The organism is Phycicoccus jejuensis (genome assembly GCF_000720925.1).
In the GTDB taxonomy this organism is placed as follows: domain Bacteria; phylum Actinomycetota; class Actinomycetes; order Actinomycetales; family Dermatophilaceae; genus Phycicoccus; species Phycicoccus jejuensis.
Window position 1 is genome coordinate 40,711 of sequence record NZ_JOEE01000002.1, and the last position, 24,250, is coordinate 64,960.

At 74.7% G+C, this 24,250-nt stretch carries 21 protein-coding genes and 1 pseudogene; 5 read left to right on the forward strand and 17 right to left on the reverse strand.

The genetic code is table 11. From position 1 onward, the window contains the following. Positions 1 to 29 precede the first annotated feature (29 nt). Both IG69_RS23085 and IG69_RS0104125 read right to left on the reverse strand, forming a co-directional pair. Positions 30 to 173, reverse strand: a pseudogene (locus IG69_RS23085) (helix-turn-helix domain-containing protein); the annotation flags it as partial. Positions 174 to 561: 388 nt separating this feature from the next. After that, positions 562 to 1,410, reverse strand: coding sequence for an SDR family oxidoreductase (locus tag IG69_RS0104125; RefSeq protein WP_030526910.1), 849 nt, complete (start codon positions 1,408 to 1,410; stop codon positions 562 to 564). A gap of 79 nt (positions 1,411 to 1,489) precedes the next feature. Between IG69_RS0104125 and IG69_RS0104130 the strand changes: the two genes are divergently transcribed. Next, complete coding sequence (locus IG69_RS0104130; RefSeq protein WP_245616074.1) at positions 1,490 to 2,362, forward strand: DUF72 domain-containing protein; 873 nt, start codon at positions 1,490 to 1,492, stop codon at positions 2,360 to 2,362. 29 nt (positions 2,363 to 2,391) lie between these two features. On the opposite strand, the gene IG69_RS22440 is transcribed toward IG69_RS0104130, so the two are convergent. Next, positions 2,392 to 2,847 (reverse strand): ROK family protein, encoded by a 456-nt coding sequence (locus tag IG69_RS22440; RefSeq protein WP_030526912.1) that lies wholly within the window; start codon positions 2,845 to 2,847, stop codon positions 2,392 to 2,394. 168 nt (positions 2,848 to 3,015) lie between these two features. Between IG69_RS22440 and IG69_RS0104140 the strand changes: the two genes are divergently transcribed. Both IG69_RS0104140 and IG69_RS0104145 read left to right on the forward strand, forming a co-directional pair. Beyond that, positions 3,016 to 4,167: a lysylphosphatidylglycerol synthase transmembrane domain-containing protein gene (locus tag IG69_RS0104140; RefSeq protein WP_084696570.1), complete on the forward strand. Its 1,152-nt coding sequence runs from the start codon at positions 3,016 to 3,018 to the stop codon at positions 4,165 to 4,167. Continuing rightward, positions 4,119 to 5,087, forward strand: a complete 969-nt coding sequence (locus tag IG69_RS0104145; protein ID WP_030526914.1) for an aldo/keto reductase — start codon at positions 4,119 to 4,121, stop codon at positions 5,085 to 5,087. Before IG69_RS0104140 ends, IG69_RS0104145 begins: the two co-directional genes overlap by 49 nt. A gap of 13 nt (positions 5,088 to 5,100) precedes the next feature. On the opposite strand, the gene IG69_RS0104150 is transcribed toward IG69_RS0104145, so the two are convergent. Both IG69_RS0104150 and IG69_RS0104155 read right to left on the reverse strand, forming a co-directional pair. Then, a complete protein-coding gene (locus IG69_RS0104150; protein WP_211250963.1) occupies positions 5,101 to 5,985 on the reverse strand; it encodes an alpha/beta hydrolase in 885 nt (294 codons plus the stop codon). 43 nt (positions 5,986 to 6,028) lie between these two features. Beyond that, entirely contained in the window at positions 6,029 to 6,760 is a 732-nt protein-coding gene (locus tag IG69_RS0104155; RefSeq protein ID WP_051750215.1) for an HpcH/HpaI aldolase family protein, read from the reverse strand. A gap of 619 nt (positions 6,761 to 7,379) precedes the next feature. Here IG69_RS0104155 and IG69_RS20845 point away from each other — a divergent pair. Then, positions 7,380 to 7,850, forward strand: coding sequence for a hypothetical protein (locus IG69_RS20845; protein ID WP_157577351.1), 471 nt, complete (start codon positions 7,380 to 7,382; stop codon positions 7,848 to 7,850). Positions 7,851 to 7,893: 43 nt separating this feature from the next. Here the strand turns inward: IG69_RS20845 and IG69_RS0104165 are convergent, their stop codons facing one another. From IG69_RS0104165 to IG69_RS0104210, 10 genes are all read right to left on the reverse strand, one after another. Then, complete coding sequence (locus IG69_RS0104165; protein WP_030526918.1) at positions 7,894 to 9,429, reverse strand: ATP-dependent DNA ligase; 1,536 nt, start codon at positions 9,427 to 9,429, stop codon at positions 7,894 to 7,896. Between the two features lie 37 nt (positions 9,430 to 9,466). Further along, the gene (locus IG69_RS0104170; RefSeq protein WP_245616075.1) at positions 9,467 to 9,901 is read right to left on the reverse strand and encodes a GNAT family N-acetyltransferase; all 435 of its coding nucleotides are present in this window, start codon (positions 9,899 to 9,901) and stop codon (positions 9,467 to 9,469) included. A gap of 93 nt (positions 9,902 to 9,994) precedes the next feature. Continuing rightward, a complete protein-coding gene (locus tag IG69_RS0104175) occupies positions 9,995 to 11,788 on the reverse strand; it encodes a BCCT family transporter (protein WP_084696572.1) in 1,794 nt (597 codons plus the stop codon). Between the two features lie 259 nt (positions 11,789 to 12,047). Continuing rightward, positions 12,048 to 12,734 (reverse strand): response regulator transcription factor, encoded by a 687-nt coding sequence (locus tag IG69_RS0104180; protein ID WP_030526921.1) that lies wholly within the window; start codon positions 12,732 to 12,734, stop codon positions 12,048 to 12,050. Next, positions 12,731 to 15,232, reverse strand: a complete 2,502-nt coding sequence (locus IG69_RS0104185; protein ID WP_030526922.1) for a sensor histidine kinase — start codon at positions 15,230 to 15,232, stop codon at positions 12,731 to 12,733. The genes IG69_RS0104180 and IG69_RS0104185 overlap by 4 nt, the downstream gene beginning before the upstream one ends. 10 nt (positions 15,233 to 15,242) lie before the next feature. Then, positions 15,243 to 15,812 carry a potassium-transporting ATPase subunit KdpC gene (kdpC, locus tag IG69_RS0104190; RefSeq protein ID WP_030526923.1) on the reverse strand — a complete coding sequence of 190 codons (570 nt, stop codon included), beginning with the start codon at positions 15,810 to 15,812 and terminating at the stop codon, positions 15,243 to 15,245. Between the two features lie 10 nt (positions 15,813 to 15,822). Further along, on the reverse strand, positions 15,823 to 17,859 hold the full coding sequence (kdpB, locus tag IG69_RS0104195; RefSeq protein ID WP_030526924.1) for a potassium-transporting ATPase subunit KdpB: 2,037 nt from the start codon (positions 17,857 to 17,859) through the stop codon (positions 15,823 to 15,825). Next, positions 17,856 to 19,502, reverse strand: coding sequence for a potassium-transporting ATPase subunit KdpA (gene kdpA, locus IG69_RS0104200; protein ID WP_030526925.1), 1,647 nt, complete (start codon positions 19,500 to 19,502; stop codon positions 17,856 to 17,858). Before kdpA ends, kdpB begins: the two co-directional genes overlap by 4 nt. 13 nt (positions 19,503 to 19,515) lie before the next feature. Beyond that, entirely contained in the window at positions 19,516 to 19,602 is an 87-nt protein-coding gene (locus IG69_RS21490) for a potassium-transporting ATPase subunit F (protein WP_084696573.1), read from the reverse strand. Positions 19,603 to 19,849: 247 nt separating this feature from the next. Continuing rightward, complete coding sequence (locus IG69_RS0104210) at positions 19,850 to 20,611, reverse strand: enoyl-CoA hydratase-related protein (RefSeq protein ID WP_030526926.1); 762 nt, start codon at positions 20,609 to 20,611, stop codon at positions 19,850 to 19,852. Positions 20,612 to 20,672: 61 nt separating this feature from the next. Between IG69_RS0104210 and IG69_RS0104215 the strand changes: the two genes are divergently transcribed. Continuing rightward, entirely contained in the window at positions 20,673 to 21,839 is a 1,167-nt protein-coding gene (locus tag IG69_RS0104215; RefSeq protein WP_245616076.1) for an SGNH/GDSL hydrolase family protein, read from the forward strand. An 82-nt stretch (positions 21,840 to 21,921) separates the two neighbouring features. Here IG69_RS0104215 and IG69_RS0104220 read toward each other — a convergent pair whose 3' ends face one another. Both IG69_RS0104220 and fgd read right to left on the reverse strand, forming a co-directional pair. Further along, complete coding sequence (locus IG69_RS0104220; protein WP_030526928.1) at positions 21,922 to 23,076, reverse strand: CaiB/BaiF CoA transferase family protein; 1,155 nt, start codon at positions 23,074 to 23,076, stop codon at positions 21,922 to 21,924. Further along, the gene (gene fgd / locus IG69_RS0104225) at positions 23,073 to 24,110 is read right to left on the reverse strand and encodes a glucose-6-phosphate dehydrogenase (coenzyme-F420) (RefSeq protein WP_030526929.1); all 1,038 of its coding nucleotides are present in this window, start codon (positions 24,108 to 24,110) and stop codon (positions 23,073 to 23,075) included. The genes IG69_RS0104220 and fgd overlap by 4 nt, the downstream gene beginning before the upstream one ends. Between the last annotated feature and the right edge of the window lie 140 nt (positions 24,111 to 24,250).

A 24,250-nucleotide genomic window follows, 5' to 3' on the forward strand; every position in this document is an offset into this window, starting at 1 on the left:
CGCCGCTCCAGTGAGTCGACGTAGCCCGAGAGGTCCTCGCCGCGGACTCTCCGAGAGCCACCGATGCGGACCGAGGGCAGGGCGCCGCTGCGAACCAACTCGTACACCTTGGTGCGGCTCACGCTCAGCGCAGCCGCGACATCCGTCAGCTTGTAAAGCATCTTCTCCTCCATGGTTCTCCCCTATTCTTCGAGGCCTTCCCGTGTGGTCACGGGAGCTGGCCGGGGACGTCCACAAGCGTCCGGCCGTGGCGTTATGGACACTGGGAGCCGGTTGCTCGTCGGCCCGACAGGTGGTAGCCGATCCCGACCGGCAGATGGGTCCACCCCGCGCGTTGCTCACACTTTGCTAACCGGAGCCCGGACAGTTGGGTCTCCACGCGCACGATTCAGGCGTCCGCCGAGCACAGAACGCACGTCGAGAGCAACTCTGGGACACCCCATCTCGAACTGAAAATCGGAAGGTCGACGGTTCGACCCCGCCCCTGGCCACCACCACGAGCCGCAGTCCGCACCCCGGGCTGCGGCTCTTGTCGTCCCCGGCGAGTCGTCGTGCCCGGGCTCAGGTCAGCCAGGTCGACGTCGCGCCGAGCACCCGGCTGCCGTCGAGGTCCGCCAGCGAGAGGCCGACGAACGCGGAGGCCTGCTCGGTCGTCTGCCAGCGGAAGCGGGGTGCGTCCGTCGTCGCTGCCTCGACGATGACCGCCGCCGCGGACTCGGAGGTCTGTGCGTCGTCGAAGGCACCGGCGGTGCGGCGCAGGTAGGCGGCGAGCAGCTCGGCGTACGGGTCGTCGGCGTCCGCGTCACCCCCGCCCGTGTCGGCCCGGTGGACGTTGCCGGTGAAGTCGCTCGCGACCGCGCCCGGCTCGACGATGCTCACCGTCACCCCGAACGGGGCGACGACGGGAGCCAAGGACTGCATGAGGCCCTCGACGGCGAACTTCGCCGCGCAGTAGGCGTCCGCGAACGGCTGGCCGACCGCGCCGCCGACGCTCGTGACGGTGACGACGCGCCCGCGGCCGGCGGCGCGCATCGCGGGGAGGGCGAGGCGGGTCATCCGCGCCACGCCGAGGTAGTTGACGTCGAGCTGCTCCTGGAGCTGGGCGTCGGTCAGCTGCTCGAGCGTCGCGACCGCCCCGCGGCCGGCGTTGTTGACGAGGACGTCGACGCCCCCGTGGTCGGCCAGCACCCCCTCGACCGCGGCCCGGGCACCGTCGGCGTCGGTGACGTCCAGCGCCCGGACGTCGAGCTCGACGCCCGCCGCCTCGGCCGCCGCCCGCAGCCGGTCCGCCCGTCCGGTGTCGCGCATCGTCGCGACGACGGTGCGGCCGGCCCTCGCGAGGCCGACGGCGGTCGCCAGCCCCATCCCGCTCGACGTACCGGTGACCAGGGCGACCTCGCGACGCGACATGGCCGGAGCGTAGACCCGCCCGCAGCCTCCGGGGGAGGGCGCCGGTGTGACCGTCGAACCTTCCGGGTAGGTGCCCGGGGTGACGGTGGACCAGGCGCGCGGAGGACGCATCCGCGTCGGGACGTCGGGCTGGACCTACCCGCGCTGGCGGGGGGACTTCTACCCCCGCGGCCTGGTCCGGCGCGAGGAGCTGCGGTACGCCGCCGAGCGGATGGGCGCCCTCGAGGTCAACGGCTCGTTCTACTCCCTGCAGCGGCCGACGACCTACGCGCACTGGCGGGAGGAGGTCCCCGACGGCGTCGAGCTCGCCGTCAAGGGTGGCCGGTTCGTCACCCACCTCAAGCGCCTGCGCGACGTCGAGGTGCCGCTCGCCAACTTCTTCGCCTCGGGCGTGCTGGCGCTCGGACCCACCCTCGGCCCGGTGCTCTGGCAGCTGCCCGAGCGGCAGGAGTACGACGCCGCGCTCCTCGCCGACTTCTTCGCGCTCCTCCCCCGCACCGTCGGTGACGCGGCCGCGCTCGCCCGGCGGCACGACGCCAAGGTCCCCGAGGCCCGCGCCCTGACCCGGGCCCCGCGCGGGCTGGCCTCGCGTCGTATCCGGCACGCCCTCGAGTTCCGCAGCGCGACGTTCTGCACCGACGAGGCGGCGGACCTCATGCGCCGCCACGACGTCGCGACGGTGGTGCCCGACACCGCCGGGCGCTGGCCGACGGCCGACGCCGTCACGAGCGACCTCGTGTACGTCCGCCTCCACGGCGACACCGAGCTCTACGCGAGCGGCTACTCCGACGCCGCCCTGGACCGGTGGGCCGAGCGCTGCCGCGGCTGGGCGCAGCACCACGACGTCGTCGTCTTCTTCGACAACGACGCGCGAGGCCACGCGCCGCACGACGCGGTCCGGCTCATCGCCCGCCTCGGCGACCACCACGTCCCGGTGACGCACCGTCCCTGACCCCTCGGATTGCACACCCCGGGGGGTATCTATGCCCTCGGGGACGCCCCCGCCGCCAGACCCCGGGACCCCCCGCTGACGACGCCGGCGGCGATGCCGGTCCCGACCACGACGACGACGAGGTCGCGCACCGCCGGCGCCGCGGCACGGGCCGCCGCGAGCGCGGCGCGGACGTCGTTGACGACCACCGGCGCTCCTGCGGCCGTCGGCCGTGGTCGCCATCCGGCGAGGAGCGGCAGGACGTCCGAGACGACCACTCGGCCCTCGGGGTCGACAAGCCCGGGCACGGCGACCGCGACCGAGCGCGTGCTCGGATACTCCGGCACGACCTCGCCCACGAGGTGGTCGAGCCGTTCCCCGGTCGTGCCCGGGCCGGTCGGCTCGAGGATCTCCGCCACCATCGAGCCGTCCGCGGCGAGCGCCCGCAGGAGGGCCTTGGTCCCACCCACGTCGGCCACGACCAGCACTGCGTCACCCGGCTCCACATCGCCCACCCTAGGAGGTAGGACGGGCCGGCCCGGGCCGCCGGCGGGCCGGCGCGACACGACGGAAATCCCGTGAACCCGGACCCCCACCTCGCTACGGTGGGCCGGGGTCGATGTCCGGGTCACCCCTGATGTGCGGGCGGCAGGAGGCACGCCACGGTGGGGACCATGACGAGGATGTGGGGTCCGGGGCTGCGGCTGGGCCTGGGGACGGCGGCCGCCGCCGCGGTGCTGGCGCTCGCGCTGCCGCGGGTGGCGGGGACGTCGTGGCGGCCCATCGCGCAGGCGCTGACCCACCCGAGCCCGCTGCAGCTGGGGCTCCTCACGGTGCTGTGGCTGGCGGGCCTGTGGGTGCACACCCCGTCGCTCACGGCGGCCCTGCCGGGCCTCAGCCACCGTCGCGCCCTCCTCCTCAACCTGTCCGGCTCGTGCGTCTCGAACCTCCTGCCGCTCGGCGGCGCCGCGGGGACGGTCGTCAACTGGCGGATGGCCCGCGGCTGGGGCTTCGGCTCCGCCGCCTTCGGGCGCTGGGCGCTCGTGACCAACCTCGCGGACACGGCGGTCAAGCTGCTCCTGCCGGGAGTCGTGCTCTGCTGGTTCGCGTTGTCCGGTGACCGCGGCACCGCGCGCCTGGCGGTCCCGGGGGCGCTCGGCCTGCTCCTGCTCCTCGTCCTCCTCAGCGGGGTCGTCCTCGTCGGACGCGACGACCGGGCCGTGCGGCGGGCCGGTCGCGCGCTCGACCGCCTCGCCGCCCGCCACCGCCGGGTGCCGGCGGCCCCCGAGGGCTGGGGTGAGCGGGGCGCCCGCTTCCGCGCCGAGAGCGCCGACCTCGTGCGTCGCGGCTGGGCGCGGATGCTCGGGGCCAAGGTGCTGTACGCGCTCTTCCAGGCGCTCCTGCTGTGGGCGTGCCTCGTCGTGGTGGGGGCGCCGGCGGCGCCGCTGCTCGTCGCGTCGGCCTTCGTCGTCGAGCGGCTGCTGTCGATGCTCGTCATCACGCCGGGCGCGACGGGGGTCGTCGAGGTCGGGATGGCCGGAGCGCTCACCGCGCTCGGCACCCCCGCCGCGCCGGCCGCCGCGGGGGTGCTGCTCTACCGCGCGTTCGTCGTCGGGATGGAGGTACCGGTCGGCGGCCTCGCCCTCGGCGGGTGGTGGCTCGCGCACCGCCGCGCGGCTCGGCGCGTCCACGGTGCGGTCGGCGTGCACCCGGCGCCCGCCGTGGAGGTGGTCGGGGCGCATGATGCGGGGAGCATCCCGACCGAAGGAGCACCTCGATGGAGTACACCCGCCTCGGCAGCACCGGGCTCACCGTCAGCCGGCTAGCGCTCGGCTGCATGAGCTACGCCGACGGCTCGCGCGGCTACCACCCGTGGGCCCTCGACGAGGAGGCGTCCGGAGCGTTCTTCCGGCAGGCCGTCGAGCTCGGTATCACGTTCTGGGACACCGCGAACGTCTACAGCGCAGGGACGTCCGAGGAGTTCGTGGGGCGGGCCATCCGGACGTACAGCCGCCGCGAGGACATCGTGCTGGCCACCAAGGTGCACGGGAAGATGCACGACGGCCCCGGCGGGAGTGGCCTCTCCCGCAAGGCGATCCTCGAGCAGCTCGACGCCTCGCTGCGCCGGCTGCAGACCGACCACGTCGACCTCTACCAGATCCACCGCTTCGACCCCGAGGTCCCCGTCGAGGAGACGATGGAGGCCCTCCACGACGTCGTGCGCGCCGGCAAGGCTCGCTACATCGGGGCGTCGTCGATGTGGGCCTGGCAGCTCGCGACGATGCAGCACGCGGCGGACCTGGGCGGCTGGACCCGCTTCGTGACGATGCAGGACCAGTACAGCCTGCTCATGCGTGAGGAGGAGCAGGAGATGTTCCCCCTGCTCGAGCACCAGGGGCTCGGCGCGCTGCCGTGGAGCCCGCTGGCGCGCGGGCGGCTCGCGCGGCCGTGGGGCGAGCAGACCGGGCGGTCGGACACCGACGAGTTCGGCAAGCGGCTCTACCAGGACGGCGACGGCGAGATCGTCGGCGCGGTCGAGGCCGTGGCGCGCGAGCGCGGGGTGGCGATGTCGACCGTCGCGCTGGCGTGGGTGCTGCGCAACCCGGTCGTCACCGCCCCCATCGTCGGGGCCACCAAGCCGCACCACCTGCCGGACGCCGTCGCCGCGCTCGACCTTGAGCTGACGGACGACGAGGTGGCCGCGCTCGAGCGTGCCTACACGCCGCGGCGGCCGACGGGCTTCTGACCGCCGTCGCCGGTCAGGCCTCGGGCACGCCTGCCGCGCAGGCCTCCTGGATGCGCGCCACGACCATCTGCATGGTCAGCCGGGCGCGCGCCGGGTCGCCGGTGAGGAAGTAGTGGTCGGCGCCCGGCGTCACGTCGTGGAGCACGTCGACGCCGGCGGCGCGCAGCCGGGCGGCGTACCGGTCGCCGTCCGGTCGCAACGCGTCGCGCTCGCCGGTCAGGACGACGGTCGGCGGCAGGCCGGCGAGGTCGGGCGCGAGCAGCGGTGAGGCGTAGGGCTCCTCGCGTCGGGCGACGTCCGGGAAGTAGACCCGGCGGACGAGGCGGCGCAGGGCCGGGTCGACCATGCCCGGGCGGTCCTCGACGTCGGAGGCGAGGTCGAGCGCGGGGACGCCGAGGACCTGCAGGACCGGCGCGCACGAGCCGGCGTCGCGCGCCATGAGGCAGACCGCGGCGGCCACCTGACCGCCGGCACTGAAGCCGCTGACGACGAGGCGCGTGCCGTCGAGGCCGTGCTCGTGCCCCGCCGCCGCGAGGTGGGCGACGACGTCGTGCCCCTCCTCCTGGCCGACGGGGTAGCGCGCCTGCGGACCGACGGACCAGTCCACGTTCGCCACCGCGACGCCGGCGGTCGCTGCCAGGTAGCGGCACCACCAGTCGTCCATCTCGGGGTAGCGCATGACGAAGGCACCGCCGTGGAAGTGGACGACGACCGGAGGCGCCTCGACGCCGGGCGGGCGGTACAGGTCGACCCGCACCGGCCCGTGGCGCGTCGGGACGCGCAGGCGCTGCGGGGCCGGCAGGTCGCTGCCCGCGAAGCGCAGCGGCTCGCCGTAGCGCACGGTGAACCGCGCCGAGACCTGCATCGCGAGCGCACGGACGTCGTCGAGGAGGGTCACGCGCGTGGTTCGGCGCCTCCGGTGCGGGCGGATGGCCCTCCGGTCAGGCCTGGCGCGGGCCCAGCTCGTCGAGCACCGCGCGCACGCCGGTCGCGACGACGCCGGCGTCGGTCGTCACGGCGAGGAACCCGATGCCGTGCGCCCGCAGCCGGTGGGCGACCGCCGGGCTGCCCGCGAAGGCCCCGACGAGGATCCCCTGCCGGTCGGCGGCCGCGACGACCCGGGCGAGGGGACCGTCCGGCGTGGTGTCGTCGAGGAGCGCGTCGACGGTCGTGCCGAGCGCGAGGGCGAGGTCGAGCGGGCCGACGAAGAGGCCGTCGACGCCAGGGGTGGCGGCGATCTGCTCGACCTCGTCGAGGGCGCCGACGGTCTCGACCATCGCCCAGCAGCGCACGAGCTCGTTCGCGGTGGCGGTGTCCGGGGCGTCGACTCCCCACATCGGTGACCACGGGCCCCAGCTACGGCCCCCGAGGGGCGGGTAGCGGGAGGCGAGGGCCGCGCGCTCGGCGTCGCCGGCGCCGGTGACCGACGGCACGACCACCCCGTGGGCGCCGGCGTCGAGGGCTGCCCCGATCCAGGCGGGGTCGACGGCAGGGACGCGGACGAGGAACGGGTGGTGGGCCGAGGTCAGCGCGCGCCCGGCGGCGTGGAGGGCGGCGCGGTCGAGGGCGCCGTGCTGCGCGTCGAGGGCGACCCAGTCGACGCCGCTGCCCGCGAGCCGCAGGAGCAGGTCGACGTCGGCCGTCGTCGTCCAGATACCCCGGGAGTCCTCCATCCGGGCATCGTGCCAGCCGGGAGGCTGCCCGGTGCGGCGGCGAGCCGGTCGACCGACGGCCGGCGGGGGTCCGGAGACGAGGAGCCGGTCGGCCCAGGACCGGCAGGCGGGGGTCCGGAGACGAGGGGCAGGTCGGCCGAGGACCGGCAGACGGGAGGCGAGCCGCAGGTCGGCCGAGGACGGCTCCGGCAGGACACAGGGGTCCGCCCGTCGCTGTCGTTCGCTCCCGTCGCCGACGCAACCATGACGAGCGGTCAGAAGCATGTCGCACGAAAGCAACCCCCCGCTCATCCCGGTTGCTCCAGCAGGTGACGCACACGCGACCGCTCGTCATAGTTGCTCCAGCAGGTGACGCACATGCAACCGCTCGTCATGGTTGCTCCAGGGGCGGACGCGAACGACAGCGGCCGACAGAGCACTTCACCCTCGCCCGCGCCGCCGCCGGCTGACAGTCCTCGGGACGCCGGCGACCCCGGGCGCCGGCCGCTCCCGACCCGTTCCACGTGACGTCCCTCCCAGCCCCCCGTCGTGCCGTCCGCCCGGTGGGACGATCGAGGTGGCGGTGGCGCGCGCCCGGCGGCGCGGCTCTCCCGACGCCGCCGCCGGTAGGAGCACCACGATGTCAGCAGCCCTCGCCCGGCCGAGCCCGCCGCGAGCAAGGACCCGCTCCCTCCCACCCCGCGCGGTCTCCGCCGTGGTCGCGGCCGTCGAGCTGGGGCTGCTCTACCTCGTCCAGGTGTGGCCGGGCTGGCGCACCCTGCCCCTGCTCACGCCGGCCGCCGAGGAGCTCGTGCCGTGGGTGGTCGGAGCGCTGTGGACCGGCGTCGTCCTCGAGACCGTCGCGCTCGTCGTCCGGACGCGCTGGTGGCGGGCCGTCGCCGACCTCACGTCCTCCGCCGTCGGCCTCGCTGCGTCGGTCGCCGCGTGGGACCTCTTCCCCGTCGTGGCGGGGAGCCCGTGGCGCACGCCGCTGCGGGCCGCTCTCGTGGTGGCCATCGTCGGCGGGGTGGCGGGCGTCGTCTCCTCGCTCGTGCGCATCCTCGGCGGCAGCCCACCCGACCCGGACGCTCGCCGTCGGCGCCGCGGCTGACCGCCCCCACTCCCCGCGACCGGCGCTCGGTGCGTCGGCCCGCTCAGATCCCTCCGAGGGCGCGGACGGTGGTGAGGGTGTCGACCTCGTCGAGCGGCTTGTCGTCGCGGTAGCGCAGGACGCGGGCGAACCGCAGCGCGACACCGCCCGGGTAGCGGGTCGAGCGCTGCACGCCGTCGAGGGCGATCTCGACGACCTGCTCCGGCCGGACCGTCACGACGTACCCGTCGGTCGGCCCCTCGGCGAGCTCGGTGAACCGCTCGGTCTGCCAGCGCAGCATCTCGTCGGTCATCCCCTTGAAGGTCTTGCCGACCATGACGAGCTCGCCGGTCCCCGCATCGCGGGCCCCGAGGTGGATGTTGGACAGCCAGCCGCGCCGGCGGCCGGAGCCCCGCTCGACGGCGAGCACCACGAGGTCGAGCGTGTGCGTCGGCTTCACCTTGACCCAGCCGCTCCCCCGGCGACCGGCCGCATACGGCGCGGCGGCGTCCTTGACGACGACCCCCTCGTGGCCGTCGGCGACCAGCCGCCCGAAGAAGGCGGCGGCCTCGGCGGGGTCGGCCGTCACGAGCCGGGGCACGAGCAGGTGCGGCGCCAGCGCGGCGAGCACCTCGTGCCGCTCGCGGGCCGGCGCGTCGACGAGGTCGCGACCGTCGGCGTGCAGCACGTCGAAGAGGAACGTCGTCAGGGGCACCTCGGCCCGCAGCCGCTCGACGTCGGCCGAGCTCGCGGTGCGCGCCCCGGTCACCTGGAACGGCGCCGGCCGGCCGTCGTCACCGAGGACGATGGCCTCGCCGTCGAGCACGAGGTCGCCGCCGGGGAGGGCCGCGACCGCCTCGACGACCTCGGGCAGCCGCTCGGTGATCTCGTCGAGGCTGCGGGTGAAGACCGTGACCTCGCCCTCGCGCCGGTGCACCTGGACCCGGATGCCGTCGAGCTTGCCGTCGACGAGCAGCTCGGCCCCGCCGAAGCCCTCGACCGCCTCGTCCGTCGTCTTGGCCGACCCGGCGAGCATCGGGCGCAGCGGCCGCCCCACGACGAGCCCCACCTCCTCGAGGGCCGGCTGCCCGCCCGTGGCGGCGATGCCGGCCACCTCGTGGGCCGAGCCGGCGAGCATGACCGCCCGGCGCACGACGGCGTCGGGCACCTCGAAGGCGCGGGCGAGGGCGGCGAGCACGACGCCGTCGAGCGCTCCTTGGCGGAGGTTGCCGGTCATGAGGTCGCGCAGGAACCGCTGCTCGTCGGCGGTCGCCCGGCCGAGGAGCCCGCCCAGCTCGGCCCGGCGGGACGCCGTGGACCCGGCCCCCGCCGTGGCGGCGAGCCGGTCGAACGCGGCGTCGACCTCGGCGACGGTCAGCGTCGGCTCGGCGGCCGGCTCGGGCAGCCGGGAGAGCGAGCGGTGGCCGACACCCAGCCGGCGTTGCGGCAGCACGCCGGACAGGAACGCGACGACGGTGCCGACCTCGGCGGCGTCGGCGCGGGCGAGGAGCGTGGCGATGGCCTCGGTCTTCGCGGTGCGCGAGCGCGTGGCCGCGACCTCCTGCGACGTGGCGACGAGCTCGGCCAGCGTGACGTCCATCCGGTCATCCTGCCCGCCGCCACCGACAGGGAGGGCGTCAGCGCGCGAGGCGCATCGGCACGTGCGGGATGCCGTCCTCGACGAACTCGGCGCCGTCGCGCGCGAACCCGAGCCCGGCGTACCAGTGCTCGAGGTGGCTCTGGGCGTCGAGCACGACCGGGCCGCGGGTCGCCGCGAGCACGGCGAGGACCAGCTCGCGCGCCACCCCGGCCCCGCGGGCCGACGCCGCGGTCGCCACCCGGCCGATGCGCAGCACCCCGCCCCCGTCGTCGAGCACCCGCAGCGTCGCGACGACCTCACCCGACCCCGACTGGGACCACCACTGCACGGCGCCCGGCTCGAGGTCACGGCCGTCGAGGTCGGGGTAGAGGCACTCCTGCTCGAGGACGAAGACGTCCTGCCGCAGGCGCATCAGCGCGTAGAGCACCTCGGCGGGCAGGTCACGGGTCGGGGCGGAGCGGACGACGGGCACGCCGTCCACCCTAGGGACCCCCACGACGCACGGACGCGTGTGAGCTCGCCGGGGACGTCCGGCGAGCCCACACGCGTTCGCGGTGGGGCGGGGTCAACCGCGCGCGACCTCCGCGGCCTCGCTCGGGGTGCTGTCGCCCTCGCCTAGCACCGGCTCGTCCGCCGGCTCGACGGAGAGCGCGAAGTCGTCGCCGTGCAGCGTGGCGCCGGTGACGACGGCCTTCTCGACGGCGGCCACGGCGTACTTGCGCCGGACGACGACGGGGTCCTCGCGCAGGTCCCTGACGAGGGCCCAGGCCAGCCCCACCATGACGAGCGCGAACGGCAGCGCCGCGACGATCGTCAGGTTCTGCAGCCCGGTCAGCGCCGAGTCACCGCCGACCAGCAGCATGACCGCCGCGACGGCGCCGGTGGCGACGCCCCAGAAGACCACGTTCCAGCGGCTCGGCTCCATCGTCCCGCGCTGCGACAGGGTGCCCATGACGATGGAGGCCGCGTCCGCGCCCGAGACGAAGAAGATCGCGACGAGGACCATGACGACGACGGTCGTGAGGCCGGCCAGCGGCATGGTGTCGAGGAGGCCGAACAGCTGCCCCTCGGACGTCGACTGCCCGGCGAGGTCGGTGCCGTTCTGCTGCGCGTGGATGCCCGCGCCGCCGAAGATCGCGAACCACACGAGGCTGACGAGGCTCGGGACGAGCAGCACCCCGGTGACGAACTGGCGGATGGTGCGGCCGCGCGAGATGCGGGCGATGAACATGCCGACGAAGGGCGTCCACGACATCCACCAGGCCCAGTAGAAGACGGTCCAGCCGGACAGCCAGTCGGCCATCCCGTCGCCGCCCGCGGCGTCGGTGCGCGCCGACATCATCGCGAGGTCCTGGAAGTAGGAGCCGACCGCGGTGGGGACGAGGTCGAGCATGAAGACGGTCGGGCCGACGACGAAGACGAACACGGCCAGGCCGATGGCCAGCACCATGTTGATGTTCGACAGCCACTGGATGCCCTTGGCGACGCCGGAGACCGCCGAGAGGATGAACGCGACGGTCAGCAGCGCGATGACGCCGACGAGCACGCCGTTGCCGACCGCACCGATGCCGGCGACGATCTCGAGGCCGCTGCCGATCTGGAGCGCGCCGAGGCCGAGCGAGGCGGCCGACCCGAAGAGCGTCGCGAAGATCGCGAGCATGTCGATGACGCGGCCGGCGCCACCGGTCGCGCGCTTCTCGCCGATGAGCGGGATGAACGCGGAGGACACCAGCTGCGAGCGCCCCTTGCGGAAGACGCCGTACGCGATGGCGATGCCGACGACGGCGTAGATCGCCCACGGGTGGAGCGTCCAGTGGAAGAGCGTCGTGGCCATCGCGGTCTGCACGGCCTGCGGGTTGCCGGCCTCCCCGGTACCGGGCGGCGGAGTCACGAAGTGCGACAGCGGCTCGCTGACGCCGTAGAACATCAGGCCGATGCCCATGCCCGCCGAGAACATCATCGCGATCCACGAGGCGGTGCGGAACTCGGGCTCCTCGTCGTCGGTGCCCAGCGGGATGTCACCGAACCGGCTGACGGCCAGCCAGATGACGAAGGCGACGAACCCCGATGCGAGCACGACGAACATCCAGCCCATGTTCGTCACGGACCACCCGAGGGCGGAGTCCGACGCCGCCGAGAGCGTGTCCGTGCTGAGGAACCCCCAGGCGACGAAGGCCACGGCGATCGCCGCGACGACGCCGAAGACGACCTTGTCGACGGTCGCACCGCGCGCCGTCTGCTCGACGACGTCGATGCCGAGGACGGGGTGCGGTGCCTCGTCGGCGACCGGGGCGCGGGTGCCGTCGTCGTCGGTGGGCGGTGGGGTGGGCTCGGGGGTGGTACGGATGTCTGTGCTCACGCTCGTGGTGTGTGCCGCGGGGTGCCCGCGGCCCTCCGTTCTCGCTCTGCTCGGGGGTACTCGGTCAGGTCAACCGTTCAACCACACCACCGATGCGCCGCTCGCTCAAACCGGCTCGTGGGCGCGGCGCCGCACGCCGTGCGCGTCGAACCACTGCTGACCTGCGGGGACGCCGGGTCTATTCCTCGGCCCGGCGAGACGGTCGTCACGCCCTGCCGCGGAACCCACGTCCCCCGGAGCCGCTGTGCCGCGCTGCGGCTCAGACGGCGAGCCGGTAGCCGATGCCGGGCTCGGTGACGATGTACCGCGGCGCCGAGGGGTCCGCCTCGAGCTTGCGGCGCAGCTGGTTGCCGTAGACGCGCAGGTAGTTGGACTCGCGGCCGTACCCCGGCCCCCAGACCGCCCGCAGCAGGTCGGCCTGGGTGACGACGCGCCCGCGGTGGCGCGCGAGCTCGGCGAGCAGCCGCCACTCGGTCGGGGTGAGGTGGACGGGGGCGCCGTCGCGCGTCGCCGACAGCGTCGCGAAGTCGAGCGTGAACGCGTCCGTGACGACCGGATCGACCGCCGCGAGCCCCTCGTCCTCGCCGCCGCGCCGCAGCGCCGAGCGCACCCGGGCCATCAGCTCGTCCATCCCGAAGGGCTTGGTCACGTAGTCGTCGGCGCCCTCGTCGAGCGCCTCGACCTTGTCGTCGGACTGGTGGCGCGCCGACAGGACGACGACGGGCACGCGGGAGCGGGCGCGGATGCGCCGCAGCACCTCGACGCCGTCGAGGTCCGGCAGCCCGAGGTCGAGCACGACGAGGTCCGGTGGGGCGTCGGCGACGGTCGTCAGCGCGTCGTGGGCGGTGCCGACCTCCTCGACCTCGTAGCCGCGGGCCCGCAGGTTGATGCGCAGCGTGCGGCGCAGCGTGGGGTCGTCGTCGACGACGAGCACGCGCTGGCTCATCCGGCCTCCTCCTCGCTCGGCAGGTCGACGACCATCGTCAGGCCGCCACCAGGAGTGTCCTCGGCGGTCACCCTGCCACCCATCGCCTCGGCGAGCCCCCGGGCCACGGCGAGGCCGAGCCCGACGCCGTCACCACCCGGTGCGTCGCCGTGCCGCTGGAAGGGCAGGAAGATGCGGTCGCGGTCACCCTCCGGCACACCGGGTCCGGTGTCGACGACGCGGATGTGCACCCGCCCGCCGAGCGCGCTCGTCGTGACCCGCACGCAGCCGGGCGCCGGCTGGTGGCGCAGGGCGTTCTCGACGACGTTGCCGAGCACCCGGTCGAGCAGCCCGGCGTCGGTGTGCACGACGCGTGCCGCGGGGTCGAGGTGCCACTGCACCCGCTCCGGTTCGGCGACGGCGTCGACGACCCCCGGCACGACCTCGCCGAGGTCGACGGCCCGCGGGTGGGCGACGAGCGCGCCGGCCTGGAGGCGCGACATGTCGAGGAGGTTGCCGATGAGGGCGTCGAGCCGGTCGGCGGAGTCCTCGATGGCGGCCTCGAGCTCGGCCTCGTCCTCGGGGCTGAAGGTCACCTCGCTCGAGCGCAGGCTGCCGATGGCCGCCTTGATGCCGGCGAGCGGTGTGCGCAGGTCGTGGGAGACGGCCGAGAGCAGCGCGGTGCGGGCCGAGTTGTCGCGGGCCAGCGCCGCGGCCTCACCGGCCGACGCCTGGAGCGAGCGCCGCTGGAGGATGGCGCCCGCGTGCGCCGCGAAGGCCGCCAGCAGGCGCTGGCGCCCGGCGGGGACGGCGGCCCCGACGAGGACGAGGTCGTGCGCGTCGTCGGCCTCGGCGCGGGGCAGCCCCTCGCGGCGCAGGTCGTCGGGGGTGAGCGAGGCGTCGGTGGCGGCGACCACCTCGGAGCCCGACCGGCCGCGGTGCACGACGGCGGCGGCCTCGGCCCCGAACATCTCCACGGCCCGGGCGAGCAGCAGCGCGAGCTGGTCGGTCGAGCCGAGGAGGGTGTGGCTGAGCTCGGCCAGCGCCGACGCCTCGGCCTGCGCGCGCAGCGCCCGGTCGGCCCGCCGCGCGCTGCGGTGCACCACCCAGGCCACCGCGGCGGCCACGACGACGAACACGAGCAGCGCGACCGCGTTCTGTGGTTGCGAGATCGTCAGGCCACCGGTCGGCGGCGTGAAGAACCAGTTGAGGAAGAGCGACGACGTCAGCGCCCCGACGACCGCCGGGCCCATCCCGCCGAGGAGCGCGGTGAGGACGCTGAGCAGGAGGAACAGCGGCACCGTGAGGGGCAGGTCGGGGTCCTCGGGCAGGCCGACGAGGGCCTCGGTGAGGGCGAAGGGCCCGACCACGGCGAGGGCGTACCCCAGCCGCACCCGCCGCTTCGGCAGCGCGGCCCGTGAGACACGCCGGCCCTTGCCGTGCGCGAAGCGGTGGGTGACGACGTGCACGTCGATGTCGCCGGAGCGGGTGATGACCTCCTCGGTCGTGCTGGGGGACAGCAGGGTCCGCCAGCGAGCGCGCCGCGAGGAGCCGATGACGACCTGGCTCGCGTTGACGCCCCGGGCGAAGTCGAGCACCGCCTCGGGCAGGTCGTCGCCGGTCACCGTGTGGAAGGAGCCACCGAGCTCGTCCGTCAGCCGACGCTGGGTCACGAGGTCCGGCAGTGTCGGCCCGGCGAGGCCGTCCGAGCGCGCGACGTGGACGGCCAGCAGCTCGCCGCCGGCGCCGCGGGCCGCGATGCGCGCCGCCCGCCGCAGGAGCACCTCGCCCTCCGGCCCGCCGGACACGGCGACGACCACCCGCTCGCGCGTCGGCCACGTCGCGTGGATGCCGTGGTCGGCGCGGTAGCGGCCGATGCCCTCGTCGACGCGGTCGGCGAGCCAGAGCAGCGCGAGCTCGCGCAGCGCCGAGAGGTTGCCGACCCGGAAGTAGTTGGCCAGCGCGGCGTCGACCTTCTCGGGGGCGTAGACGTTGCCGTGCGCCATCCGGCGGCGCAGCGCCTCGGGCGACATGTCGACGAGCTCGATCTGGTCCGCCGCCCGCACGACGGCGTCCGGCACCGTCTCGCGCTGCACGACGCCGGTGATCGCCGTGACGGCGTCGTTCAACGACTCCAGGTGCTGGACGTTGACCGTCGAGACGACGTCGATGCCGGCCTCGAGCAGCTCCTCGATGTCCTGCCAGCGCTTCTCGTTCCGCGATCCGGGCGCGTTGGTGTGCGCCAGCTCGTCGACGAGGGCGACCTGCGGCCGCCGCGCCAGCAGGCGGTCGAGGTCCATCTCGTCGAGGGTCGCCCCCCTGTGCCCGACCCGGGCGCGGGGCACGAGCTCGAGGCCCTCGAGCAGCGCCCGGGTGTGCGCCCGCTCGTGGGTCTCGACGAGGCCGACGACGACGTCGGTGCCGCGGTCGAGCCGCCGGTGCCCCTCGTCGAGCATGGCGACGGTCTTGCCGACGCCCGGGGCCGCCCCGAGGTAGATGCGCAGCCGACCGCGTGCCATGACGCCATTCTCACCCGCGGCCGAGGGCGGCGAGCGCGACGTTGAGCTCGAGGACGTTGACGCGCTCCTGCCCGAGGACCCCGCCGAGCGGCGCGGGTCGCACGTGGTCGGCGACCAGGCGCAGCACCTGGGACACGTCGAGGCCCCGGGCGGCCGCCACGCGCGGCGCCTGCCAGCGGGCGTACGCCGGCGAGACGTCGGGGTCGAGGCCACTGGCGGAGGAGGTCAGCGCGTCGGCCGGGATCTCCTGCGGCGCATCCGGGTTGGCGGCGCGCAGGGCCTGCTCGCGCTCGGCGACCGCGGTCGCGAGGTCGGGGTTCGACGGGCCGAGGTTGGAGCCACCGCTCGTCTCGCCGGAGGCGTCGGAGGCCGAGGGGCGGCCCTGGAACCACTCGGCGCCGCTCGGCGGCTGGCCGAGGAGGGCCGAGCCGACCTCGCGCCCGCCGACCTCCACCGGCTGGCCGGCCGCGCGGTCGGGCACGAGGAGCCCCACGGCGAGGATCGCGGCCGGGTAGAGGACGCCGCACAGGACGGTGAGGACGAGCAGCGCCTTGAGCGCCGCGGACAGCTGACGGGTCATGGTGGTCACCTCAGAGACCGGGGACGAGCGAGACGATGAGGTCGATGAGCTTGATGCCGACGAACGGCACGACCACCCCACCGAGCCCGAACACGAGCAGGTTGCGGCGCAGCATCGCGTGCGCCGACAGGGCGCGGTAGCGAACTCCCTTGAGCGCCAGCGGGATCAGCGCGACGATGACGAGCGCGTTGAAGATGACGGCGCTGAGCATCGCCGACTCCGGGCTGGACAGGCCCATGACGTTGAGCGTCTGCAGGCCGGGGAAGATGCCGACGAACATCGCGGGGATGATCGCGAAGTACTTCGCGACGTCGTTGGCGATCGAGAACGTCGTCAGGGCGCCGCGGGTGATGAGCAGCTGCTTGCCGATGGCGACGACGTCGATGAGCTTCGTCGGGTCGGAGTCGAGGTCGACCATGTTGCCGGCCTCCTTCGCGGCGGACGTGCCGGTGTTCATCGCGACGCCGACGTCGGCCTGTGCGAGCGCCGGCGCGTCGTTGGTGCCGTCGCCGGTCATCGCGACGAGCCGCCCGCCGGACTGCTCCGTCTTGATGAGCGCCATCTTGTCCTCGGGCGTGGCCTCGGCGAGGTAGTCGTCGACCCCGGCCTCCTCGGCGATCGCCTTGGCGGTCAGCGGGTTGTCGCCGGTGATCATCACGGTGCGGATGCCCATGGCCCGCAGCTGCTCGAAGCGCTCGCGCATCCCGGGCTTGACGACGTCCTTGAGGTGGACGACGCCGACGACGGTCGGTGCCCCTCCGGGCGCCGCCTCGGCGACGACGAGCGGCGTGCCGCCGGAGCCACTGATGGCGTCGACGTGCATCTCGAGGTCGCCCCCGACCGTGCCGCCGTTCTCGCGGACCCAGGCGGTGACGGCGCTGCCGGCGCCCTTGCGGACCCGCGTGCCGTCGGGGAGGTCGACGCCCGACATCCGGGTCGTCGCGCTGAACTCGACGACCTCGGCGCCCGCGCGCCGCAGGGCCACCACGTCGCCGAGCGCGACGGCGTCGACACCGTCCTCGACGGTGTACTCGACGATGGAGCGGCCCTCGGGCGTCTCGTCGGCGAGCGAGGAGAGGTAGGCGGTGCGGGCCAGGTCGGCGCGCGAGGCGCCGCCGACGGGCACGAGCTCGCTGGCGCGCCGGTTGCCGAAGGTGATCGTGCCGGTCTTGTCGAGCAGCAGGGTGCTGACGTCGCCGGCCGCCTCGACGGCGCGGCCCGACATCGCGAGGACGTTGCGCTGCACGAGCCGGTCCATCCCGGCGATGCCGATGGCCGACAGCAGCGCACCGATCGTCGTCGGGATGAGGCAGACGAGCAGGGCGACGAGGACGACGAGCGAGAGCCGCTGCCCCGAGTAGACCGCCATCGGCTGGATGGCCGCGACGGCGAGGACGAAGATGATCGTCAGCGTCGTCAGGAGGATCGAGAGCGCGATCTCGTTCGGCGTCTTCTGCCGCGAGGCGCCCTCGACGAGAGCGATCATCCGGTCGATGAACGTCTCGCCGGGCTTGCTCGTGATCCGGACGACGACGCGGTCCGAGAGGACCGTCGTGCCGCCGGTCACCGCGCAGCGGTCGCCGCCGGACTCGCGGATGACGGGCGCGGACTCACCGGTGATCGCCGACTCGTCGACGGTCGCGACGCCCTCGACGACGTCGCCGTCGCCGGGGATGACCTGGCCGGCCTCGACGACGACGCGGTCGCCGAGCAGCAGCGCCGTGCCGGGGACCTCCTCGACGGTGCCGTCCTCGCGCAGCCGTCGGGCGACGGTCTCGGTGCGGGTGCGGCGCAGGGTGTCGGCCTGCGCCTTGCCGCGCCCCTCGGCGACGGCCTCCGCGAGGTTGGCGAACAGCACGGTCGCCCACAGCCACACCGTGACCGCGATCGAGAAGACCGAGGGGTCGAGGACGGAGAGCACCGTCGTGAGGACCGACCCGACCCAGACCACCATGATGACGGGGGTGTGCCAGAGGTGGCGCGGGTCGAGCTTGGCGAACGCCGCGGGCAGGTTCTGCCAGGCGGTGCGCGCGAGGGACGTGGTCATGACAGGGCCTCCGCGATGGGTCCCAGGGCGAGGGACGGGAAGAACGTCAGGCCGGCGACGACGATGACCGTGCCGACGACGAGCGTGGTGAACAGGGGGGTGTGCGTCGGCATGGTCCCGGCGGTGACCGGACGGCGGCCCTGGGCCGCGAGCGATCCGGCGAGGCGCAGGACGAGGACGATCGGCACGAAGCGGCCGGCGAACATGCAGAACGCGAGGAGCAGGTTGAGATAGGGCTGGTCGGCCGAGAGGCCCGCGAACGCCGAGCCGTTGTTGTTGGAGGCGGACGCGACGGCGTACATCAGCTCCGAGAGGCCGTGCGGCCCGTCGTTGGCGCGGGCGTCGAGGGCCGTCGGGAGGACGACCGACAGGCCGGTGCCGAGCAGGACGAGGGCGGGCATCGTCAGGGTGACGAGCGCGGCGCTGGTGATCTCGGTGCGGCCCACCGTCTTCCCGAGCAGCTCGGGGGTGCGCCCGACCATCAGGCCGGCGATGAACACGGCGAGCACGACGACGACGAGGTAGGAGTACAGGCCGGTGCCGACGCCGCCGGGCGAGAGCTCGCCGAGCAGCATGTTGACCAGCGGCACACCGCCGCCGAGCGCGCTGTAGCTGTCGTGCATCGAGTTGACGGCGCCCGTCGAGGTGCCGGTGGTCACCGACGCGAAGAGGCTGGACCACACGATCCCGAAGCGCTGCTCCTTGCCCTCCATCGAGGCGAGCGGACCGGCCGCGGCGTGCGCCTCGGCCCACGTGGCGAGCGCGATGCTGCCGATGAGCAGGGTGCCGATGACGCCGACCGCGACGGCGCCCTGGCGGCGGTCGCCGACCATGAGGCCGTAGGTGTAGGGCAGCGCGAACGGGATGAGGAGGATGAGGACGATCTCGAGGAGGTTGGTCCACGGGCCGGGGTTCTCGAAGGGGTGTGCCGAGTTGGCGTTGAAGAACCCGCCGCCGTTGGTGCCGAGCTCCTTGATGGCCTCCTGCGACGCCACCGGGCCGCCCTGGATCGTCTGCTGGACGCCGGTCAGCGTCTCGATGCTGTGCGGCGAGGCGAGGTTCTGGATCACCCCGCCGAGGAGCAGGAGGACGGCGGCGACGGCGGCGATCGGCAGGAGGATGCGCACGGTCGCGCGGGTCAGGTCGACCCAGAAGTTGCCGAGCCGGTCGGAGTGCCGACGGGCCAGGCCGCGCAGGAGCGCGACGGCCACGGCGATGCCGGTGGCGGCCGAGACGAAGTTCTGGACGGTGAGGCCGAGCATCTGCACGGCGTGGCCGGCGCCGGACTCGCCGGAGTAGGACTGCCAGTTGGTGTTCGTCGTGAACGAGACGGCCGTGTTGAGCGCGGTGTCCCAGTGCATCGAGCGGCCGAGGTCCCACGGCAGCAGGCCCTGGCCGAGGATCAGGAGGAAGAGCAGCGCGACCGAGGCGACGGCGAAGGCCAGCACCGAGCCGGCGTAGCCCTGCCAGCGCTGCTCGGTGCGGGGGTCGACCCCGACGAGCCGGTAGACGACGCGTTCGACGCGCCAGTCGCGCTCGTCAGTGAAGACGCGGTGCATCCAGGCGCCGAGGGGGACGTGGGTCGCGGCGAGGATCGCGGCGACGAGGAGGACGGCGGTGGCCGTCTGGAGGGCGATGGACATGGTGCGGCGCCCCTCAGTACCGGTCGGGGCGCACGAGCGCGTCGAGGAGGTAGCCGAGGAGGAGCAGGCCGATGACGCCTGCGAGGAGGTCTTCCCACATGCGGCCCACCACACCAGCGGGCCGCCGCCGCACCCCGCGCGGTGACGCGGCGCTGACGGCCTCTTGACGCCATCCTGACGCCCCTCACCCGTGCAGCATTCGACGAAAGCGACGATTGATGCACACCCCGCCCCAACCGACCGTGCAGAAATCGACGAATGTGACGCTTCCCGCACGCCCGGTCCGCCTTGACCGTGCAGAAATCGACGAAAGCGACGATTCCTAGACGCCCGGCGGGGCCCGGAGGTCAGCGGGCGCGGAACTCCGGGCGGCGCTTGCCGACGAACGCGGCCGCGCCCTCGCGGTGGTCGGCCGTCGTCGCGAGCGTCCGCTGGCCGGCGTCCTCGCGGGCCAGCGCGCCCTCGAGGTCGAGCGAGGCGGCGTTGACGGCCGCCTTGGTCTCGCCGAGCGCGAGCGTCGCCCCCGCGGCGAAGGCGGCGAGCAGCTCCTCGGCCCGGGCGGCGAACCCGTCGGCCGGCACGGACTCGGCGACGAGACCCCACTCGGCGGCGGTGCGGCCGGGCAGCGCCTCGCCGGTCAGCGCGAGCCGCATCGCCCGTGCCCGGCCCACGGCGGCGGCGACGAGCGCGGTCGAACCACCGTCCGGCATGAGCCCGATCCGGCTGAACGCGAGGACGAACGGTGCCTCGTCGGCGGCGAGCACGTAGTCGCAGGCGAGCGCCATCGGCACCCCGATGCCGGCCGCCACCCCGTGGACGAGCGCGACGACCGGCGTCCGCGACCCGACGATCGCCCGGACGAGGTCGGCGCCGGCGTCGAGCACGCCCATCTGCGCGCCCTCGGCGGTCAGGGGTGCGCCGGAGCAGAACCCGCGCCCCTCGCCGGTCAGCGCGACGACGCGCACGTCGGGGTCGGCGTCGAAGCGGCGCACGGCCTCGGTCACGGCGGCGCACATCTCGGGGTCGACGGCGTTGAGCCGCTCCGGGGCGTCGAGGGTGATCCGTCCGATGGCCCCGTCCGCCTCCACGCGGACCCGTGCGCTGCTCATCCCGCCATCCAACCGCACCCTGCGCGACCCCGCAGTGGCGGCGGGTGATGGACTTGTGCCCGTGACCGGACTCCAGCCCGTCCCCCTGACCCCCGACCTCGTGCACGGCGCCGTCGAGCTCGAGACGAGCGACGGCGGCCTGCGCCCGCACCGGCTGCCGGCCTGGGCCCGCGCCCAGAACGCCGACCCGATGCTCGCGATCAACGAGGGCCAGCCGGCGGGTGTGCGCCTCGTGCTGCGGACCACCGCCACGGCCGTCGAGCTCGACGCGGTCGTCACCCGGCGGGCGCTGACCGGCGCCCCGGCACGGCCCGAGGGCCAGGTCGACCTCGTCGTCGACGGCGAGGTGAAGGACGGCGCCGTCGTGCCGAACGGCGACCTGCTGACCACCGACATGACGACCGGCGCCACGACCCTCGTCGAGGGCGGCCCCGGCACCGTGCGCTTCCCGCTGCCCGCCGGCGAGAAGACCGTCGAGCTGTGGCTGCCGCACCAGGAAGGCGTCGAGCTCGTGGCGCTGCGCGCTGATGCCCCCGTCACCGCCGTGCCGCGCGACGGCCGCCCCCGCTGGGTCCACCACGGCAGCTCGATCAGCCACGGCAGCAACGCGGTCCGCCCCACCGGCACCTGGCCCGTCGTCGCCGCGCGCACCGCCGGGCTCGACCTCGTCAACCTGGGCTTCGGCGGCTCGGCCGTCCTCGACCCGTTCGTCGCCCGCACGATGCGCGACCTCGACGCCGACCTGCTGAGCCTCAAGGTCGGCATCAACATCGTCGGGGGCGACCTGATGCGCCGCCGCGTCCTCGGGCCGGCGCTCCACGGGTTCCTCGACACGGTCCGCGAGGGCCACCCGACCACCCCGTTGCTCGTCGTGACGCCGGTCCTCTGCCCGATCCACGAGGAGACCCCCGGCCCCGGCTCGGTCGACGTCGAGGCGCTGCGCGAGGGCCGGCTCGTCTTCACCGCCACCGGCGACCCCGCCGAGGTGCCGGCCGGCCGGCTCACCCTGCGCACGGTCCGCGAGGAGCTCGCGCGCGTCGTCGAGCAGCGCCGGGCGGACGACCCGAACCTCCACCTCGTCGACGGCCTCGCGATGTACGGCCCGGACGACGTCGCCGCCCACCCGCTGCCGGACGCCCTGCACCCCGACGAGGAGACGCACGGGCTGATGGGAGAGCGGTTCGCGCGCACCGTCTTCGCCGACGGCGGCCCCTTCCCCACCAGCTGACGGCCCGTCCTCCCCGCGACCTGCGGGGTTCCGGGTGCGGTCGCGCCGGGACCCGCGCAGGTCGCGCGGAGAAGACGGCCGGTCAGGCCTGGACGACCGCCCCGGAGGCGAGCAGCGCCTCGACCTCGTCGGCCCCGAACCCGTGCGCCAGCAGCTGCTCGCGCGTGTGCTGCCCCGGCACCGGCTCGGGCCCGGGCGTGCCGAGCGGCGTCCCCGACAGCCGCGGCGCCGGCCGCGGCACCGGCGAGCCATCGGGCCCGGGCACGAACGACCCCCGCGCCGCGTGGTGCGGGTGCCGGTGCGCCTCCTCGAGCGAGAGCACCGGGGCGACGCACGCGTCCGAACCCTCGAAGTGCGCCGCCCACTCGTCGCGGGTCCGCTGCGCGAAGGCCGTCTCGAACGCCGAGCGCTGCTCCGCCCAGGTCGTGGGGTCGTACTGGTCCCCCTCGACCGACACCCCGAGCAGCCGTAGCAGCTCGCGCCAGAACTGCGGCTCCAGCGCGCCCACCGCGACGAACCGGCCGTCGGCACAGGCGTACACGTCGTAGAAGGGCGCCCCGCCGTCGAGGACGTTCGACCGGCGCCGGTCCGTCCACTCCCCCGCCCCGAGCATCGTGTGGACGAGCGTCAGCAGGTGCGCGGCGCCGTCGACCATCGCCGCGTCGACGACCTGCCCGCGCCCCGTCGCCCCCCGGGAGACGAGCGCCGCCAGCACGCCGGACACGAGGTACATCGCCCCACCGGCGAAGTCGGCGAGCACCGGCACCGGCGCGACCGGCCGCTCGGCGCCGCCCATCGCGTGCAGCGTCCCGGACAGCGCGGCGTACGTGATGTCGTGGCCCGCGCGCGGCGCCCACGGCCCCTCCTGCCCCCAGCCGGTCATCCGGCCGACGACGAGGCGCGGGTTGTCCGCCAGCAGGTCGTCGGGCGCGAGCCCGAGCCGCTCGAGCACTCCCGGCCGGAACCCCTCGACCAGCACGTCGGCCCCGGCGACGAGCCGCCGCACGGCGGCCACGCCGTCCGGGTGCTTGAGGTCGACGGCGATGCTCGGCCGCGAGCGCCGCAGCCCGCCCGAGGCGTCGACGTCGCTCGGGGCGCCGGGCCGGTCGACCCGCACGACGTCGGCCCCCATCTCGGCGAGGACCATCGCCGCGAACGGCGCCGGCCCGATGCCGCCGAGCTCGACGACGCGGACGCCGGCGAGCGGGCCGGCGGCGACGGACGACCCCGCGCTCACCGGGCGGCGGGGACGAGCTCGCGCAGACCGGGCAGGACCTGCTCGGTGAAGGTGCGCAGGAACCGCTCCTGGTCGTGGCCGGGGCCGTGCACGACGAGGTGGTCGAACCCGAGGTCGGTGTAGAACCGCATCGTCTCGACGACCTCCTCGGGGCGCGAGGCGACGATCCAGCGCTTGGCGACCTGCTCGATCGGCAGCTCGTCGGCGGCGCGCTCCATCTCCTCGGGGGAGTGGATGGAGTGCTTCTGCTCGGCCGAGAGCGACAGCGGCGCCCAGAACCGGCAGTTCTCCAGCGCCTTCTCCGGGTCGGGGTCGTAGGAGACCTTCACCTCGATCATCCGGTCGATCTCGGCGTGGTCGCGCCCGGCCTTGTCCATCCCCTCGTCGACCGAGGGCACGAGCTGGTCGCGGTAGAGCTCCTCGCCCTTGCCGGAGGTGCAGATGAACCCGTCGCCGTGGCGGCCGGCGTACCGGGCGACCATCGGGCCCCCGGCGGCGATGTAGACCGGCACGGGGGTGTCGGGGCGGTCGTAGATGGCGGCGTCCTCGGTGCGGTAGTACTCGCCCTCGAAGGTCACCCGCGGCTCGGTCCACAGCTGCCGCATCAGCGTGACGGCCTCGCGCAGCCGCCCGAAGCGCTCCTTGAACTCGGGCCACTCGCCCTCGGCGACCGACCCGACGGCGATCTCGTTGAGGGCCTCGCCGGTGCCGACGCCGAGCATCACGCGCCCCGGCGCGAGGCAGGCCAGCGTCGCGAAGGTCTGCGCGACGACCGGCGGGTTGTAGCGGAAGGTCGGCGTCATCACCGAGGTCCCGACCATGACCCGCTCGGTGCGCGCCAGCACCCACGACATCCACGCGAGCGAGTTCGGGGCGTGCCCGCCCTCGAGCCGCCACGGCTGGAAGTGGTCCGAGATGGTCACCGAGTCCAGCCCGAGCTCCTCGGCCAGCACCGCGTACCCCGCGAGCTCACCCGGCGCGAACTGCTCCGCCGACGCCTTGTACCCGACCCTGATGCCCTGCGCTGCGCTCATGTCGCCATCCTGCTACACCCGGCGCGCGGGCGGACCGGTCGGCGGCGCGGCGCCCTGTCGACGCCGGCCACCGGACCCCCCGTCCGGTGCGGACCGACCCCCTCCGACCGGTCCGCACCCCCCTGACGACGAGTCCCGCG